18 protein-coding genes are annotated in these 16,251 nt (G+C 66.6%); all 18 read left to right on the top strand.

The annotated features are described in order from the left end of the window. Positions 1-167: 167 nt before the first annotated feature. The 18 genes from AX750_RS24765 to AX750_RS24675 all read left to right on the top strand — a co-directional run bounded on the left by AX750_RS24765 (position 168) and on the right by AX750_RS24675 (position 16,188). The gene (locus AX750_RS24765) at positions 168-1,244 is read left to right on the top strand and encodes a glycosyltransferase family 4 protein (protein WP_082734903.1); all 1,077 of its coding nucleotides are present in this window, start codon (positions 168-170) and stop codon (positions 1,242-1,244) included. After that, the gene (locus AX750_RS24760; RefSeq protein WP_066717419.1) at positions 1,241-2,035 is read left to right on the top strand and encodes a hypothetical protein; all 795 of its coding nucleotides are present in this window, start codon (positions 1,241-1,243) and stop codon (positions 2,033-2,035) included. The genes AX750_RS24765 and AX750_RS24760 overlap by 4 nt, the downstream gene beginning before the upstream one ends. A 39-nt stretch (positions 2,036-2,074) precedes the next feature. Beyond that, the gene (locus tag AX750_RS24755; RefSeq protein WP_067255164.1) at positions 2,075-2,377 is read left to right on the top strand and encodes a hypothetical protein; all 303 of its coding nucleotides are present in this window, start codon (positions 2,075-2,077) and stop codon (positions 2,375-2,377) included. 137 nt (positions 2,378-2,514) lie between these two features. Continuing rightward, on the top strand, positions 2,515-3,798 hold the full coding sequence (locus AX750_RS24750) for a glycosyltransferase (protein WP_067255160.1): 1,284 nt from the start codon (positions 2,515-2,517) through the stop codon (positions 3,796-3,798). A 150-nt stretch (positions 3,799-3,948) separates the two neighbouring features. Further along, the gene (locus tag AX750_RS24745) at positions 3,949-5,184 is read left to right on the top strand and encodes an amidohydrolase family protein (RefSeq protein WP_066720212.1); all 1,236 of its coding nucleotides are present in this window, start codon (positions 3,949-3,951) and stop codon (positions 5,182-5,184) included. Positions 5,185-5,287: 103 nt separating this feature from the next. Then, the gene (locus AX750_RS24740) at positions 5,288-6,106 is read left to right on the top strand and encodes an ABC transporter permease (protein WP_066720215.1); all 819 of its coding nucleotides are present in this window, start codon (positions 5,288-5,290) and stop codon (positions 6,104-6,106) included. Between the two features lie 4 nt (positions 6,107-6,110). Beyond that, positions 6,111-7,169, top strand: a complete 1,059-nt coding sequence (locus AX750_RS24735; protein ID WP_066720218.1) for an ABC transporter ATP-binding protein — start codon at positions 6,111-6,113, stop codon at positions 7,167-7,169. Positions 7,170-7,208: 39 nt separating this feature from the next. Further along, complete coding sequence (locus AX750_RS24730) at positions 7,209-8,255, top strand: substrate-binding domain-containing protein (RefSeq protein ID WP_066720222.1); 1,047 nt, start codon at positions 7,209-7,211, stop codon at positions 8,253-8,255. Between the two features lie 133 nt (positions 8,256-8,388). Then, on the top strand, positions 8,389-9,261 hold the full coding sequence (locus AX750_RS24725) for an ABC transporter permease (RefSeq protein WP_066720225.1): 873 nt from the start codon (positions 8,389-8,391) through the stop codon (positions 9,259-9,261). Positions 9,262-9,335: 74 nt separating this feature from the next. Further along, positions 9,336-9,524, top strand: a complete 189-nt coding sequence (locus AX750_RS24720) for a twin transmembrane helix small protein (protein WP_066720227.1) — start codon at positions 9,336-9,338, stop codon at positions 9,522-9,524. Positions 9,525-9,697: 173 nt separating this feature from the next. After that, positions 9,698-10,294 (top strand): acyloxyacyl hydrolase, encoded by a 597-nt coding sequence (locus tag AX750_RS24715; protein ID WP_066720230.1) that lies wholly within the window; start codon positions 9,698-9,700, stop codon positions 10,292-10,294. Positions 10,295-10,369: 75 nt separating this feature from the next. Then, positions 10,370-10,951 (top strand): cob(I)yrinic acid a,c-diamide adenosyltransferase, encoded by a 582-nt coding sequence (locus AX750_RS24710; protein WP_066720232.1) that lies wholly within the window; start codon positions 10,370-10,372, stop codon positions 10,949-10,951. 8 nt (positions 10,952-10,959) lie between these two features. Continuing rightward, the gene (locus AX750_RS24705; RefSeq protein WP_066720234.1) at positions 10,960-11,655 is read left to right on the top strand and encodes a rhomboid family intramembrane serine protease; all 696 of its coding nucleotides are present in this window, start codon (positions 10,960-10,962) and stop codon (positions 11,653-11,655) included. A gap of 176 nt (positions 11,656-11,831) precedes the next feature. Further along, the gene (locus AX750_RS24700; RefSeq protein ID WP_066720290.1) at positions 11,832-12,581 is read left to right on the top strand and encodes an electron transfer flavoprotein subunit beta/FixA family protein; all 750 of its coding nucleotides are present in this window, start codon (positions 11,832-11,834) and stop codon (positions 12,579-12,581) included. A gap of 4 nt (positions 12,582-12,585) precedes the next feature. Further along, positions 12,586-13,533, top strand: a complete 948-nt coding sequence (locus tag AX750_RS24695; RefSeq protein WP_066720243.1) for an FAD-binding protein — start codon at positions 12,586-12,588, stop codon at positions 13,531-13,533. A 164-nt stretch (positions 13,534-13,697) separates the two neighbouring features. Next, positions 13,698-14,594, top strand: coding sequence for a 3-hydroxybutyryl-CoA dehydrogenase (locus tag AX750_RS24690; RefSeq protein WP_082733278.1), 897 nt, complete (start codon positions 13,698-13,700; stop codon positions 14,592-14,594). A gap of 207 nt (positions 14,595-14,801) precedes the next feature. Further along, positions 14,802-15,359 (top strand): HNH endonuclease, encoded by a 558-nt coding sequence (locus tag AX750_RS24680; RefSeq protein ID WP_066720294.1) that lies wholly within the window; start codon positions 14,802-14,804, stop codon positions 15,357-15,359. A gap of 502 nt (positions 15,360-15,861) precedes the next feature. Next, entirely contained in the window at positions 15,862-16,188 is a 327-nt protein-coding gene (locus tag AX750_RS24675; RefSeq protein ID WP_066720251.1) for a YnfA family protein, read from the top strand. The last annotated feature ends 63 nt before the right edge of the window (positions 16,189-16,251 follow it).

The following is a 16,251-nucleotide window of genomic DNA, read 5'->3' as shown; positions in this document are numbered from 1 at the left end:
TCCTGATCATCCTCGCCTTCAACTTCCTCGGCGACGGCCTGCGCGACGCGGCCGACCCCTATCGTTGAACCCGTCACAAGCTCGTCCGACGCGAAGACCCGGTGCGCATCGCCTTTCACACCCCGCTCAACACCTATGATGACGGCCGCATATCGGGCGACCGCCGCATGGCGAGACAGCTCGTGGCGGCGCTGGAAAGTCTTGGGCACAACGTCATGCCCGGCATCGGCGCGCGCGATTTCATGCCCACAGCCGAGCCCGAGCGGCTCGCGGCCCATCAGGCCGCCGCGGCGGAGCGCATCGAAGCCCTGCTCGCGCAGTGGCGCGGAGACGGGGCAGCGCCCGAGCTCTGGTTCACCTATCACAACTACTACAAGGCGCCCGACCTGCTGGGCCCCGCCATCTCGCAGAGGCTCGGCATCCCCTATGTCGTGGCCGAAGCCAGCGATGCGGAGCGTCGCGCCACCGGCGACTGGTCGGCTCATACCCGCCTCGTCCGCCAGGGACTGGCAGCGGCGGACCTGCATCTATGGTTCACGGATCGCGACCGACAGGGGCTGGAGCGCTGGCGCTCGGACCATACGGCGCTGATGGAGTTGCCGCCCTTCATCGCTTTCGCGGGCCCTCCGCCCTGCCGCAACGAGGAGACCGCCACGGTGCCTCGCCTCGTCACCGTCGCGATGATGCGCGAGGGCACCAAGGAAAACAGCTACCGCGTCTTGGCGCGGGTGCTCTCGCATCTGGTGGACCGACCCTGGACCCTGACCGTAATCGGCGACGGACGCAGGCGGGTCGAGGTCGAGGAGGCTTTCGCCGGTTTCCCCGAAGGACGCATCGCCTGGCGTGGGTCCATCACCCATGACCGTGTCGTCGCCACCCTGGCGGAGCATGACCTTTTCGTCTGGCCGGGCGTGCGCGAGGCTTATGGACTGGTCTACCTGGAGGCGCAGGCCGTCGGCCTGCCGATCGTCGCTTTCGACAGCGGCGGCGTCTCCGCCACCGTCAGGCGAGGCGAAACCGCACTGCTGCTGCCCGAGGACGACGAAGCGGGGCTCGCTTCGGCGCTGGGCGACCTGCTCGACGATCCGCGACGACGCGCGCAAATGGGCGTCGCCGCCCGCCGCTTCGCTCTGGACGAGCGCAACCCGGCCCGAGCCGCCGACATCCTCGCGCGGGGGCTCGCCGTCGCGATCGCGAACCATGCCGCGCGCCGCGCTCAGCCCGCCATGGAGCCGATGCCGTGACGCCCCCCCGCCAGGATCATTGGGGCGATCTTCGGTCGGAACTCGACTGCTGGAGCGCGGCCGGTCGGCAGATCCGGCTCTGGCTGCGCGACGACGACGCCATCGCGGCCAGCCCTGCCCTCGACCGTCTGGCGACGCTGCCCGAGCGGCACGGCCTCCCTGTCCTGCTCGCCGTCATTCCCATGCTGGCTGAACCTTCGCTCGGCCGGGCACTTCGGCAGATGCCGTTGCTGCGGCCCTGCCAGCACGGCACCTGGCATCGAAACCATGCCGAGCCGCCGGCCAAGAAGTCGGAGTTCGGCCCCTCTCGCGACGCGATGGAACTCGACGCCGAGATCGCGACCGCCTCGCGGCACCTCGCCGACGTGCTGGAAACCGCGCCGCTTCCGGTCTTCGTGCCGCCCTGGAACCGGATCGATCCGGCTCACGCGGCCCGGCTGCCGGCTCTCGGCTTCCACGCTCTCTCCTGCTTCCGCGGCTATCGGCTCAGGCCCGAGGGCGGCCCCCGTCTCATCAACACGGCGCTCGACATCATCGACTGGACGAGCCGGACCGGCCGCCGGACCGACGATCTCCTTGCCGAATGCTGTCGCCTGCTGGGGTCACTCCGGGCCGAAGGGGACGGTGACACCGCCTTCGGCCTGTTGCTGCACCATCGCGACCATGACGAGATGGCGTGGGGATTTCTCGACGCCTTTCTGGCCGCTTCGCTCGCCCACCCGGCCGTCATCCCCGGCGATCCGCGACAGATGGTCAACGACCGCATTTCCCAAGCGGCACCCAGCCGCTAGAATCCGGGAACCAATCCCGTGCCAGAACGTTGAGCGCCCATGAAAAAGCCGATCGCCGCCGCCGCCCTGCTCGGCACCCTTGCCCTCGCTGCCTGCAGCACTCCGCAAAGGTTGCAGCCGCAGCCCCAACCCGCCGGGATGCCACAGATCACCCCGACGAAGCGGATCACGGTCGTCGGCAGCGAGGTTATCCTCCCGGACGGCACGCGGGCGCCGATGGACGCCACCGGCGGCTTCCTGCTGCCGAACGGCGAGCGCGTGCTTCGCGACGCGCGCGGCGCCCTCGTCCTGCCCAATGGCAACCGCTGCCTGCCGGACGGGCAGGGTTATGTCTGCCCCTGATGCAGATTCGAGCGGTCGGTCGGGTGCGCCGGACTTGGACAGGTTCCAACCTCGCGCTATAACGGCGGGGCGTATTCTCAGGTGCGTTCGTCCTCGGCATGAGGTCGTCTGACCTATCTGCGGGGGGCGACGCGGATATGCCTTTCAACGTCGTCGACCTTCCGGGTACCGATCGGGTACAGCGCTCGTCCCACGCGCCGCGCGTCCTGATCTACAGCCACGACACCTTCGGACTGGGCCATATCCGGCGTTGCCGCGCGATCGCGAACTCGCTGGTCGCGAGCTACCCTCATATATCAGTGATCATAGTCTCGGGCTCGTCGGTGATCTCGAGCTTCCAGTTCGGTGATGGCGTCGACTATGTGCGCATTCCCGGCGTCGAGAAGCAGACCGATGGGCGCTATGGCCCGCACCATCTCAATCTCGACCTGAACGACACGATCCGGCTGCGGACCGACATCATCAAGCAGGTCGTCCTGTCCTTCGATCCCGATGTCGTCATTGTCGACAAGGAGCCGATCGGCCTGCGAGGCGAACTCGTGCCGGCGCTCGACATCCTGCGCCGCCGCGGTGCCCGGATCGTGCTCGGCCTGCGCGACGTGCTCGACGAGCCGGTCAAACTGCACGAGGAATGGCGCCAGAGCGGGGCTCTGGACGCACTCGGGCAGATCTATGACGACATCTTCGTCTATGGGCTGGAGAGCATCTACCAGCCACTCGCCGGTCTGCCGAACCCGCATCTCTTCGAACATAAGATCCGCTACACCGGCTATCTCAAGCGCGCCGTTCCGAGCCCGATGCCGCCGACGCGCTTTCCCCGGATCACCAAGGGTCCCTTCATCCTGGTGACGCCGGGCGGCGGCGGTGACGGCGCCGGCGTCATTGACTGGGTGATCTCCGCCTATGAGGCCGATCCGACGATCGAACTGCCTTCCCTGATCGTCTTTGGCCCATTCATGTCGCGCGAGCGGCGCAAGGGCTTTGCCGAGCGCATCGCGCGCATTCCGAAGCTCGAGAGCCTCGGCTTCGAGCCGCGCCTCGAACTGCTGATGAACCGGGCCCACTGCGTTGTCGCGATGGGCGGCTACAACACCTTCTGCGAGGTGCTGTCCTTCGACAAGCCGGCGCTTATCGTCCCCCGAGTGAAGCCCCGCCTCGAGCAGGCGATCCGGGCCGAGCGCGCCGACCAGCTAAAGCTGATCGACGTGCTGCATGATCCGCAGGAGAGCGGCGAGGGTCCTCGCGACCCGCTGAGGATGGCCGCCGCGCTCCACGCGCTGCCGCGGCGCATGCCGCCCTCCCAGGCTTTCGTGCCCAACCTGCTCGACGGGCTGCCGACGATCGGCCGTGCGCTGGCGGACGACCTGTCGCTGCCCGTCCGCGATCGCCCGGCGGCGCAGAGCAGCCTCGCCAAGAGCTGAAGCACACGCACAGCCGGCATCCCATGGGCTGGCGACATGCCCGGTCGTCCCGGTCCCACACCGGCAGCGATGGACAAGCCCGATAAAGTTCTCAATATATCAGCAGCTGAAGGGTGCGCGTCGATCGGGCGCCCAACATGGAGAAGCGCCATGGCGCCGCTGCTGTTCAGGAACTTCCAGCTCCTTGAACCGGATTTCGGCGAGGTGCGCGCCGGTTACGAACTGCTGGTCGAGGGTGAGACGATCCGCGAGCTCTCCGACAGCCCGATCCGGTCGGACTCGGCGGAGATCATCGACTGCGGCGGGCGCACGTTGATGCCGGGGCTGATCGACAGCCATGTCCACGTCTTCCTCTCGGAAGTCGTCATCCGCTCGATGGAGAGCATGCCGCTGACGCTGATGACGGCGCGCGCCATCGGCCTGATGAAGGGCATGATCGACCGCGGCTTCACCACGGTACGCGACACCGGCGGCGCCGATTGGGGCATCAAGGAGGCTGTCGAAAAGGGGCATGTCTCGGCACCGCGCCTCTTCATCGCAGGCCAGGCGATCGGCCCCACCGGTGGCCACAGCGACCCGCGTCGGCGCACCGACTTCGGCTCGCGCTGCAACTGCTGCAACGCCATGGCCTATACGATGAACGTCTCGGACGGCGTGTCCTCCGTGCGCAAATCGGTCCGTGAGCAGATGCGGCTCGGCGCCGACCACATCAAGATCATGATGTCGGGCGGCGTCGCCTCCCCCTACGATCCGCTCGACTCGCTGCAGTTCAGCCTCGATGAGGTCCGCACCGCCGTCGAGGAAGCGGCCGCCTTCGGCCGCTATGTCTGCGCTCATGCCTACACGCCCGAAGCGATCACCCGCGCCGCCCAGTGCGGCGTACGCGCCATCGAACACGGCAACCTGATCGACGATGCCGCGGCGAAGCTGATGGCCGAGAAGGGCATGTTCCTCACCGCCAATCTCGTCGCCTATTACGCGATGAAGGAGCGTGCCGCAGAATTCGGCATGAATGGCGACATGCTCGCCAAGAACGATCTCGTCATCGACGGCGGCCTCCGCTCGCTAGAGATCTGCAAGCGCGCCGGCGTGCCGGTCGCCTATGGCTCTGACCTGCTCGGCCAGCTCCAGGTCGACCAGTCGCGCGAATTCCTGCTGCGGCGGGAGGTTCTCTCGCCGATCGAGATCATCCGCTCAGCCACCACCGTCGGAGCCCAGCTCCTGCGTATGGAAGGCAAGCTTGGCACGCTGCGTGCTGGGGCTTATGCGGATATGATCCTGGTCGACGGCAACCCGCTGGAAGACCTGGCCCTTCTGCAGGACCAGGGAGCCCGGCTGCCGGTGATCATGAAAGGCGGCGCGTTCCACAAGAACACGCTCCAGTGAAAGCAGATTGAATGCGCAGGACAGCACGCCGTCGTTCTGGGCCGGCCCGGCTCGGCTTCGGCCGGAATGATCGCCTTCAGCCCGGCCTCGCCGGAGACGCCGCATGAGCGCCGCCACCCGCCCGAGCCTGGGCCGCATCGCGCTCAACGCGGCCGCGGGCCTGTCTCTGCTCTACATCCTGTTGCCGCTGATCTTCGTCACCTGGCTCGCCTTCTTCCGGCAGGAGATCCCCTCCTTCCCGCCGGAAGGCTATTCGCTGAAGTGGTTTTCGGCCGCCGCCAACAACCAGCCCTTCATCAACGGCTTCCTGCTCAGCCTTCAGGTCGGCGTCTCCGCCACGCTGATCGGCCTTTTGCTGGGCGTGCCCGCGAGCCTCGCACTGGTCCGCCATCGGATCGTGCTGGGGCCCGCCTTCAACACGCTGCTGCTGCTGCCGCTGGTCATGCCGGGCATCGTGCTCGGTACGGCGACCTACGTCTTCCAGATCGAGACCGAAATCGCGACCGGCCTGCCGGTCATGGGCTCGCTTGGCGGTCTTATCGCCGCTCATACCCTCGTCGTCATTCCCTGGGTGGTCAGGCTCGTCACGGCCAGCTTGGTCGGCTTCGACCGCACGATCGAGGAAGCGGCGCAGAACCTCGGCGCCGGCCCCTTCACCACATTCCGGCGCGTGACGCTGCCCAGCATCCGTCCCGGCATCGTCGCGGCGGGGCTCTTCGGCTTCGTCACCTCGTTCGGCAATCTGGAGATGAGCCTGTTCCTGGTCGGACCCGGCCGGACGACCCTGCCCATCGCCATCCTGCAATATCTCGAATGGAAGATCGATCCGACCGTGGCCGCAGCATCCCTGATCCAGATCGTCCTGATCGCCGTCGCGATGATCGTGACCGACCGTTACGTCAAGCTGAGCCGGGTGGTCTGAGATCATGGCGCGGCTTTCGATCGAGAATCTCCGCAAGACCTATGGCGACCTGACCGTCGTCAACAATGTCGATATCGACATCGCCGATGGCGAGTTCCTCGTCCTGCTCGGCCCGTCGGGCTGCGGCAAAACGACGACGCTGCGCATGGTCGCCGGCTTCATCGCTCCCAGCGCCGGCAGGATCGCGATCGGCGATCGTGAGGTCACGGCGCTGCCGCCCTGGAAGCGCAATTGCGGCCTCGTCTTCCAGAGCTATGCGCTCTTCCCGCATATGACGGTGGCGGAGAACGTCGCCTTCGGGCTGGAGATGCGCAAGATCCCGCCGGCCGACCGGGCGCCGCGCGTCGCCGAGGCACTGCGCCTCGTCCAGCTCGCCGGCTTCGACGAGCGCTATCCGCGCCAACTCTCCGGAGGCCAGCAGCAGCGCGTCGCGCTCGCCCGCGCCCTCGCCATGGAGCCGGACGTGCTGCTCCTCGACGAGCCGCTGTCCAATCTCGACGCCAAGCTGCGCCAGGAGGTCCGGGTCGAGATCCGAGACCTGCAGCGCAAGCTCGGCCTGACCACGATCATGGTCACCCACGACCAGGAGGAGGCGCTGACCATGGCCGACCGTCTGGTCGTCATGGAAAAGGGCGAGGTCCGCCAGATCGGCACCCAGCGCGAGCTCTATGAGCGGCCGGCCGACCGCTTCGTCGCCGGTTTCATCGGTCGCAGCGCCTTCCTCGACGGCGAGATCGTGGCACCCGGTCGCTTCCGGACGAAAGGCGGCGTCACGATCGGCTGCGCGGCCGCGACCGGCGCGGGCGCGGCGACGCTTGCCCTGCGCCCCGAACGCATCGCCGTCGGCGGCGAGGCGCAGGGGCTTCACAACCATTTCGAGGCGCGCGTCGAGCACGCCTCCTATCTCGGCGCGATCCTCGAGATCGACGTCGGCCTGTCCGGTCATGACCGGATGCTGCTGCAGATCCCGAACAAGGCCGGCACCGCCGAGCCGAAGCCGGGCGAGACCATCACCATAGGCTGGGCCGAAGACGCCGGGCTCGTTTATCCGCGCGAAGCCTGATCTCGGGTTTCGACGGGCGTCCAACAGGGGAGTAAAACCATGGCCACTTTCGACAGACGCGATCTTCTCAAGGGCGCCGGCGCCGTCGCTCTCGCCTCCGGGCTCGGCATGCCGGCCCTCGCCCAGGCTGCCGGCAGGGTCGTCGTCGGAACCTGGGGCGGCGACTATGCCCGCCTGCTGACCAAGAACATCGAGGACCCCTTCCTGAAGTCCAAGGGCATGGAAGTGGTGCAGGATCAGGCTGGCGACGCGCCCCGTCGCGCCAAGATGGTCGCCGAGCGCCGCCTCCCGCGCGGGACGGTCGACATTCAGGGCCTGTCCGCTGCCAACATGTTCGAGATGAACGAGGCCGGCGTCATCGAGACGATCGACTACGCCAAGATCCCGAACGCCAAGAATCTCATCCCCGCGATGAAGTATCCCTATGGCGTCGGTCACATCTATTCGGGCAACGTGGTGATCTACAATCCCAAGGTCATTACGGCAGCCCCGACCGGTTTCAAGGACTGGCTCGACCCCAAGCACGGCAACAAGATCGGCTTCATCGACATCCAGTACCAGTCGATCATGATCGCGGCCTCGCTCGCCGGCACCAATGGCGCCAGCATGAACGACCTCGACAAGGCGAAGGAGGTGCTGATGGCGGTCAAGAAGGCCGGCGCCCGCGTCTACCCGACGAACGAGGCCTTCGCCGCCGCGATGAAGAACGAGGAGATCGGCATCAGCGCGATCTGGAAGGCGCGCGTCGTCCAGTGGCAGAACGCCGGCATCCCCTGCGAGGCCGTCGCTCCCGTCGAAGGCATCCCGATCTATGTCTCGGGCTTCGTCATCCAGAAGAACGCGCCCAACAAGGACAACGCCTACGCCTATATGAACGCGATGCTCGAGAAGGCCGCTCAGGAGGCCTTCGCGGTCGACATGGGCTACAACGGCACCGTCACCGGGCTGAATGTGGCGCCCGACCTGCAGAAGCGCATCGGCTTCACCCCCGAGGAGGAGAAGAAGCTGCGCGACCTCGACTACGCCTTCCTCGCCAAGAACGATTCGGCGATGAAGGAATGGTGGGACAAGGTCTTCAAGGCGTGATGAACAGGGCTGGCACGTCATTCTCGGGCGGCGCTCCGCGCCGACCCGAGAAGCTCATCACGATGAAGGCGCGGTGGTCCGCGTCCGCGTCCGGGGATGCTCGGGTCGAGCCCGAGCATGACGGAGCCACGCCATGAGCACCACCGCTCCGGAACCCGTCGCGGGCGCGCGCACCGGCCTTGCCGGACTGCTCGTCGTGCCGGCGACGCTCTTCGTCGCGATCGGGCTGCTCGGCCCGATCGCGATCCTCTTCCGTTATTCGCTGAACCAGTTCATTCCCGGCCAGTTCATGGTCGACGGGCTGACGATCGAGAACTACGTCAAGTTCTTCACCGACAGCTATTACCTTACCGTGCTGGCCCGCACCGTCCGCGTCGCCGTCGTCTGCACCGTCGCCTGCCTCGTGATGGGCTTTCCGCTCGCCTATGTGCTGGCCCGGACCCAGAGCCGCTTCAAGAACCTGCTGATCATCGCCGTCGTCCTGCCGCTCTTCGTCGGCAACGCCGTGCGCGCCGCCGGCTGGATGACCGCCTTCGGCAGCAAGGGCGCGCTCAACGCCTCGCTGATGGGGCTGGGCCTGATCGACCAGCCGCTCGAGATCATGTTCACCGAGAACGCCGTCCTCATCGGCATCGTCGCGGTCAACCTGCCCTTCATGGTGCTGACCCTGCAGAGCGTGATCGAGGGCATCCCGCGCAATGTCGAGGAGGCTGCCTTCAGCCTCGGCGCCGGCCCGGCGGCGATGTTCCGCCGCGTGCTCTGGCCGCTGGCGCTGCCCGGCATCCTCGCCGGCACGATCCTGACCTTCATCCTGGCGATGAACGCCTATGCCACGCCGGTCCTGCTTGGTGGCCCGAAGTTCCAGATGATGGGGCCGCTGGTCTATGGTCAGTTCGCCCAGCAGAACAACTGGCCCTTCGGCGGCGCGATCTCGTTCATTCTGATGACCGCGACCATCCTGCTGACGGTGGCCGCCAATCTGATCGTTCAGAGGCGCTATCGCTGAGGCCGCCTGCGGCGCAGCGTCACTGGCGCCGGCCGGCGCTGGTCAAGCAGGCGGCAGCATCTTAAGGGGTCGGCATGACATTCAGCGGTACTCTCGTCCCCGTCGCCGTCGGTGCGGTCGCCGTGGTCCTCGTCCTTGGCCTCGCCAACATGCTGCGGGGCGGCAGCGCCAACACCTCGCAGACGCTGATGCGTCTGCGCGTCGTGCTGCAATTCGTCGCGATCCTCGTCATCCTGTTCGTGCTGTGGTGGCGCAGCGGCTGACCGCCCGATCAGCCAGCCCCCATCCCCAGATTTTGCAAACCATTGACCGAAAACGGCTTTCTCGTGGTTGCGGCAGCAACGGAAGGACGTTTGCCGCAATCGCGCCATAATCCGGTCACGAGTCTTTGGGCATCGTTAAACCTGGTTCCGCCGACAAGAAGTTCAGATCGCTCATGGTTCGCGTCGCGTCGCTGCTCGCTCTCGGTTGTCTGGCAGTCTCGCCTCTCGCGGCGCAGACTCAGACCCTCCCCGCCGGGACTTCGAGCTACGCACCGGCCACCACATCTGCTCCCTCCCTCTCCTGGGAAGCGCGTATCGGAGGCGCCGTCGCCAATCCGGGCGGCAGCCGCGAGAGCGGTCTGGCGAATTTCAGCGGCGAAATCGCGACGCCGCGGCCCTTCACCCTCTCGGATCGCTTCGCCAACGCCTTCGTCCCGCGTTTTCATCTCGGCGCGAGTGCGAATTTCAACGGCACGCGTTACGCCTATGCCGGTGCGACCTGGACCGTCGATCTGAGCCGGACGGTCTTCGTCGAGGCCAGCCTGGGTGCCGCCGTCAACGACGGCAAGACCGGCTCCGTGGTCCCCGAAAACCGCCTCAATCTCGGCTGCAACGCTGGCACGCGCGAGGCGGCGGCGCTGGGCGTGCGCCTGAACGACCGCTGGAGCCTGGTCGCGACGCTGGAGCATTTCAGCACCGCCGGCTGCTCGGACCGCACCCAGCCCAAGGGGCCGGCCAATATCGGCGCCCGCCTCGGCTACAGCTTCTGACACGGGGCGTTTCGCCGCTCTCGCTCCCGCGCGAAGGCCGCTTCCGTCCCGCCCGCGCCGCGCTATAAGGCGCTCATGGTCAAGCTCAACCGAATCTACACGCGCACCGGCGACGACGGCACCACGGGGCTCGCCGCGGGTCCGCGCCGGCCGAAATATGATCTGCGCGTCGCGGCCTATGGTACGGTCGACGAGACCAATGCCTGCATCGGCATCGCGCGTCTTCACGCCGCCAGCGAGGATGCCGAGCTGGACGCGATGCTCGGCCGCATCAGCAACGATCTTTTCGATCTCGGTGCCGATCTCTCGACGCCGGACACCGGGACGCCCCCGGCCTACGAGCCCCTGCGGATCGTGCCGGCGCAGGTCGAGCGCATCGAGGCCGATATCGATCGGCTGAACGAACATCTCGCGCCGCTGCGCTCCTTCGTCCTGCCAGGCGGCACACCGGCGGCAACCCATCTGCATCTCGCGCGCACCGTCAGCCGCCGCGCCGAGCGGCTGATGACGGAACTCGCCCAGACGCCCGGGGAGATCGTCGGGGCGCCGGCCCTGCACTACATCAACCGGCTCTCGGACTTCCTCTTCGTCGCCTCGCGCCATCTCAACGCCAGGGCCCAGGGCGACGTGCTCTGGGTGCCCGGCCAGAACCGCTAGCGGGCCGCGTGTTCATTCCCCTGCATGACGGCGTGCCGCTGCGCTACATGCGCGCGCCCTATGTCACGCATGTCCTGATCGCGCTCTGCGTCCTGCTTTATCTGCTGCTGACCCTGCGCGAGAGCGAGACCGGCCAGATCGCGATCGCCGCCGGCTTCGGGCTGATACCCTCCGTGCTGTTCGGAACGGCCCAGCTCCCTCCCGAATTGCTGCAGGCGCCCGCTTGGCTGACGCCGCTGAGCAACGTCTTCCTGCATCTCGGCTTCGCCCATCTCATCGGCAACATGCTGTTCCTGTTCGTCTTCGGCGACAATGTCGAGGACGCGATGGGCCATGCACGGTTCCTGCTGTTCTTCTGCCTCTGCGGCCTCGGCGGCTCGCTCGCCCATGCGCTGATCAACCCCGCCTCCGAACAGCCGTTGATCGGTGCTTCAGGCGCGATCTCCGGCGTCATCGCGGCCTATCTGATGCTCTATCCCCGCGTTCGCATCTGGGGGCTCGCCTTCAACTGGATTCCGCTGCGGATCACCGCGCTTTATGCCATCATTGCCTGGGTGCTGTTCCAGCTCGTCCAGGCCCTGCTCGACCCGGACGGCCATGTCGGCTGGTGGGCCCATCTCGGCGGGCTGGCCACCGGCGTCGCGCTCACGCCCGTCTTCATTCATCGCCAGGCGCGCCTGTTCGGCCGCCCGGCACGGGGTTGAGGGGTGCGTTTGGGCATCGTGGATGGGCCATTCGCGGCGTTGACAAGCGCAAACGGCCGTCGTTACGGTCCGACCGCATTCGAGCCGAGAGCCGCGATGCCGCCATCCTGCCGCCGCATGCGGCGACGCCCCGGATGCGGCGGGACCAGCCTCTTTTCTGAACGGTGATGACGACGATGAAGATCCTTGTGCCCGTCAAGCGGGTTGTCGACTACAACGTGAAGATCCGGGTGAAGGCGGACGGCTCGGGCGTCGAACTCGCCAACGTCAAGATGTCGATGAACCCCTTCGACGAGATCGCGGTCGAAGAGGCGCTGCGGCTGAAGGAAGCCGGCAAGGCGACCGAGGTCGTCGTGGTCTCGATCGGACCGGCGCAGGCCGCCGAGACGATCCGCACCGGGCTCGCCATGGGCGCCGACCGCGGCATCCTGGTGAAGGTCGAGGGCACGGTTGAGCCGCTGTCGGTCGCCAAGCTCCTCAAGAAGGTCGTCGAGCAGGAGAGCCCCGGCCTCGTCATTCTCGGCAAGCAGGCGATCGACGACGACTGCAACCAGACCGGCCAGATGCTGGCCGCGCTGCTGGGCTGGCCGCAGGGCACCTTCGCCTCCAAGGTCGAGCTCGGCGCTGATGCGGTCGATGTCACCCGCGAGGTCGATGGCGGCCTGCAGACCGTCTCGCTCAAGCTGCCGGCGATCGTCACCACCGATCTGCGGCTGAACGAGCCGCGCTACGCTTCGCTGCCCAACATCATGAAGGCCAAGAAGAAGCCGCTCGACGAAACCTCGGCCGAGGCGCTCGGCGTCGATGTCGCGCCGCGCCTGACGGTGCTCAAGACCGTCGAGCCCGCCGGCCGTTCCGCCGGCATCAAGGTCGGCTCCGTCGCCGAACTCGTGTCCAAGCTCAAGACCGAAGCGGGAGTTCTCTGAGATCATGACGACGCTGCTTCTCGCCGAGCACGACAACAAGAGCCTCAACGAGGCCACCCGCAAGGCCCTGACGGCCGCCAAGGCGCTCGGTGCGCCGGTCCATATCCTCGTCGCCGGCCAGGGCGCACAGGCCGTGGCCGACGCCGCCGCGAAGCTCGACGGTGTCGAGAAGGTGCTGCTGGCCGACGACGCGGCCCTCGGCCATCATCTCGCCGAGCCGCTGGCCGCGCTGATCGTCTCCCTCGCAGGCGGCTATGACGCCATCGTCGCGGCCGGCACCACCGCGGGCAAGAATGTCGCGCCCCGCGTCGCCGCCCTGCTCGACGTGATGCAGGTCTCGGAGATCACCAAGGTCGTCTCGCCCGACACCTTCGAGCGGCCGATCTATGCCGGCAACGCCATCCAGACTGTCCAGTCGTCCGACGCCAAGAAGGTCATCACCGTGCGTGGCGCCTCCTTCGCCGCCTCGGCCGACGGCTCCGCCACTGCCCCGGTCGAGGCCGTCGCGGCTGCGCCGCAGGACGGCTCCTCCAGCTTCAAGGGCGAGGAGGTCGCCAAGTCGGATCGTCCCGAGCTGGCCTCGGCCAAGATCATCATCTCGGGTGGTCGCGCGCTCGGCTCCGCGGAGGCCTTCGCCAAGGTCATCGAGCCGGTCGCCGACCGGCTCGGCGCGGCCATGGGCGCCTCGCGCGCCGCGGTCGACGCCGGCTACGCGCCGAACGACTGGCAGGTCGGCCAGACCGGCAAGGTCGTGGCGCCGGATCTCTACATCGCCGTCGGCATCTCGGGCGCGATCCAGCATCTCGCCGGCATGAAGGATTCGAAGGTCATCGTCGCCATCAACAAGGACGAAGAGGCCCCGATCTTCCAGATCGCCGACTACGCCCTCGTCGGCGATCTCTTCACCCTGCTGCCCGAGCTCGACGCCGAACTCGCCAAGCTCGGCAAGTAAGGGACGGGGTCGGGAGCAGGGACAGGTTCGGCTAGGCCGCGCGGGCGGGACTTTCCCCCGGCGGCCACTCTGGCACTGTGCTACGCCTGCGATAGATATATGAAGAAGCTGCCCGTTGCGGCAGCCCGCATCCGCCTCCGACAAGAGCGGCGGCGACACCGGAGATGGAAGACACCATGTCGGCTCAGGCGATCAGGACGATCGGCATCATCGGCGCGGGCCAGATGGGCAACGGCATTGCTCATGTGGCCGCGGTTGCCGGCTTCGACGTCAAGCTGCATGACGTCGCCGAGGAGCGCATCAAGGCGGCTCTCGCCACGATCGACGGCAACATGGCGCGCCAGGTCGCCAAGGGCGCGATCGGCGACGAGATCCGCCGCGACGCCATGGCCAAGATCGCGCCGGCCCCCGGCCTCGAGGGCCTCGCCGACTGCGACCTCGTCATCGAGGCTGCGACGGAGAACGAGGAGACCAAGCGCAAGATCTTCACCGCCGTCTGCCAGCACATCAAGCCCGAGGCGATGTTGGCCTCCAACACCTCCTCGATCTCGATCACACGCCTCGCGGCCGCGACCGACCGGCCCGAGCGCTTCATCGGCATCCATTTCATGAATCCCGTGCCGCTGATGCAGCTCGTCGAGCTGATCCGCGGCATCGCCACCGACGATCAGACCTTCGAACTCGCCAAGGAGTTCGTCGGCAAGCTGCACAAGACCGTCTCGGTCTCCGAGGACTTCCCGGCCTTCATCGTCAACCGCATCCTGCTGCCGATGATCAACGAGGCGGTCTACACGCTTTATGAGGGCGTCGGCTCGGTCGAGGCGATCGACACCGCGATGAAGCTCGGCGCGAACCATCCGATGGGCCCGCTGCAGCTCGCCGACTTCATCGGCCTCGACACCTGCCTCTCGGTCATGCAGGTGCTTCATGACGGCCTGGCAGACTCGAAGTACCGCCCCTGCCCGCTCCTGGTGAAATATGTCGAGGCCGGCTGGCTCGGCCGCAAGACCAAACGCGGATTCTACGATTATCGCGGCGAGAAGCCGGTTCCGACGCGCTGAGCCCGCCGTCATGCTCGGGCGCGACCCGGGCATGTCTCCCCGCAGCATCCTGCACCAGAGGGTCGAGCCCAGCCCGACCCCGACGGCTGTGGCGGCCCAATCGCCGCACCCCTTCACATTCCTGTCGTGCCGCGCTTACATTGATGTCCGTGCGGGATTCGTCTCGCATGTGAAAGCGGAGGTGCGGCGGGTTTGACGGCGCATGTGATGCATCCGATGGCCTCGCCGGATGGCTGTCCGGCTCTGGTCCTGAATGCCGATTTTCGGCCGCTGAGCTATTATCCGCTCTCCCTCTGGAGCTGGCAGGACGCGATCAAGGCGGTCTTCATGGACCGCGTGAACATCGTCTCCGAATACGACACGGTCGTCCGCAGCCCGAGCTTCGATATGCGGCTGCCCTCGGTGGTCTCGCTGAAGACCTATATCAAACCCTCGCGCACCCCGGCCTTCACCCGCTTCAACGTCTTCCTGCGCGACCGTTTCGCCTGCCAGTATTGCGGCGCCCGCGACGAGCTCACCTTCGACCATGTCATCCCGCGCTCGAAGGGCGGGCTCACCACCTGGGAGAACGTGGTCGCCGCCTGCTCGCCCTGCAATCTGCGCAAGGGCGACAAGATGCCTGCCGCGGTCGACATGTTTCCGATGCAGAAGGCCTACGCGCCGACGATCAACGACCTGCACCGCAACGGCAAGCTCTTCCCGCCGAACTACCTCCACGAGAGCTGGCTCGACTATCTCTACTGGGACTCCGAACTGGAGCCGTGAGGCGCAGCACACCCGCGCGCTGTGGTGCACCCCATATCAGCGCCATTCTCCCTATAAGACCGCTATATCCTACCCCAAAAGTCTGCGTTGAGCGTAACTGCAACGCCCCACCGAAGACGAGCGCGAGCCTAGGTACGGGCCCCGTCTTCAGAGGCACCCGCCCTTCAAAGATGCCAGCCGGTTGGTGCCAATCTGATCATCGCTCGCGAGCAAAAGCTGGATGACGGCGGTAGTCGCGGGGAAGCCTCAGACTCCGGACGTGGCCCCTAGCCGACGCCTGGAACGTCTGCTCCCGGGCAATCCAATTCGCGTGGCGCCCGCGACGGCCGAATCTGGCGCTTCTCGTTCATAAAGCGTCATATGTAGACAACGCTGATGTCCTGTTGGGTAGACCGGCCCGACTGCTGACTTGTTGTGGAGGTCGAACGTCTGCAACGATGATCGGATTGCTTTGGTTCGATTTCCAAGCGCCAGCCGCCTTCGATCACGTCACGAACCGCCCATGAAAACCTACGTTACGTTTGCCGCCGCAGCCTTGGCCGAGATCGCGGGCTGCTTCGCCTTCTGGGCTTGGCTTCGGCACGATAAATCCTGGGTTTGGCTGATACCGGGCTTGTTGGCCCTCGCGGTGTTCGCCTACCTATTGACGCTGGCGGAGACTGATGCAGCGGGGCGCTCCTACGCGGCGTACGGTGGGGTCTACATCTTTGCCGCAGTTGCGTGGCTTTGGGCCGTCGAGGGGCAGCGCCCCGATCGCTGGGACATCCTCGGGGTCGCCATATGCCTGGTCGGTAGTGCCATCATGATCTTCGCTCCTCGCAGCGCCTAAGTACGCCGCGATCAAAAGCGCGAAGGATCGATGGCCAAACACCATTCCATTTCTGCGAGGAGA

It is taken from the genome of Methylobacterium sp. CCH7-A2, from assembly GCF_001557075.1.
Taxonomy (GTDB): Bacteria; Pseudomonadota; Alphaproteobacteria; order Rhizobiales; family Beijerinckiaceae; genus Allobosea; species Allobosea massiliensis.
This window is presented reverse-complemented; position numbering and strand designations above follow the sequence as displayed.